The sequence below is a fragment of the Halanaerobium sp. MA284_MarDTE_T2 genome (assembly GCF_003337245.1).
Lineage (GTDB): Bacteria > Bacillota > Halanaerobiia > Halanaerobiales > Halanaerobiaceae > QPJE01.
On sequence record NZ_QPJE01000066.1, the window covers coordinates 1 to 1413 of the forward strand.

Here is a 1413-nt window from a genome sequence, read left to right on the forward strand (position 1 = left end):
GCTATATAGCCCCCTAATAGAATTGGAGAAAAAGTTTGAAAGTGATATACTCTAATTACAAGGGGGAAACACCAATGACAAACAGAAAATATTCCGATGAAACTAAAGAACAAATAGTTAAAGAATGTCGCGAAATCGGTAACACAGCTCTTGTAGCAAGACGACATAATATTTCTAAACATACTGTCTACAGCTGGGTTAAAAAAGCTAAAGAAACTGGATCTGTTAGATCTCTTCCTAAAGATGAAAAAAAGAAAATGGAAGAGATTGAAAATAGACTTGATAAAATAAGCGATGAAAATGATAAGCTCAAAAAAATTGTAGCAGAAAAGGAACTAGAACTGGCAATATTAAGGGAGTTACGAGATAAAGTAAACCCCCGATAGCCCTCAAAGTTCAGATTGCAACAAAGTGGATAAATAAAGGATATAAAACCTCTATTGTTTTAGACTTTGTTGGGCTTAATTCTTCCACTTACTACAGTAATATAAATAGAAAAACTGAGAGTGAAAGTACTAACAGCAGCAATTCCAATAATCCTAAAGGAAGACCTATACCAGGCTATTCCTTAACTGAATCAGGTGAAAAAATATCTGATGAACAGATTAAAGAATGGCTCCTGGAACTGGTTGCAGGTGATGGCTTTCCTTATGGTTACAGAAAGCTTACAGTCTGTTTAAAAGAAGACTATAGATTGAAAATCAACAAGAAAAAAGTATATAGATTATGCAAAGAATTAGACATATTAAGGCCACAAAGAAAAATCAAAAAGATTCGACCTAAAAAGATTGCCAAACAGGAAGAAATCACAGAACCAAATCAGCTCTGGCAGATGGACCTAAAATACGGCTACATAGATGGAACAGATCAATTCTTTTTCCAGATGTCAGTAATTGATGTCTTTGATAAAACAGTTATTGATTATCACCTGGGATTAAGCTGTAAAGCTAAGGATACCTGCAGAGTATTAAAAGCTGCTTTAAATAAAAGAAAGCTGTATAAAGGCATGAATTTGCCTAAGATTAGAACAGATAACGGACCACAATTTGTCTCTAAATTATTTGGAGATACCTGTGAAAGCTTAGGCCTAGAGCACCAAAGAATTCCAGTTAGAACGCCTAATATGAATGCTCATATAGAATCATTTCATTCAGTTCTAGAAAAAGATTGTTATTCAATCAATGAATTCAGCAGCTTTATAGATGCTTACAAAAAAGTCAGCGAATATATGAATTATTATAATAACAGATACCGTCATGGCAGTCTTAATGATATGCCGCCAGCAAAATTTTATGAACTGGCTAAAGCAGAAAAAATAGTTGCTGAACCAGTATTAGCTTAAATAAAAAAATGAGAAACTAAGAATGAACGAGCTTAACAAACATATTCTCCATATTTAGGGGGTTGAACCGA

Annotated in this window: 1 protein-coding gene; it reads left to right on the forward strand. The window is 33.7% G+C overall.

Annotated features, from left to right (window positions below):
* The first annotated feature begins 74 nt into the window (after positions 1-74).
* Positions 75-1342, forward strand: a protein-coding gene (locus DFR78_RS11855; protein WP_114459030.1) for an IS3 family transposase whose coding sequence is annotated in 2 segments (ribosomal slippage) — positions 75-375 and positions 375-1342 — 1269 coding nt in all. Because the reading frame shifts where the segments join, the coding sequence is not laid out codon by codon here.
* The last annotated feature ends 71 nt before the right edge of the window (positions 1343-1413 follow it).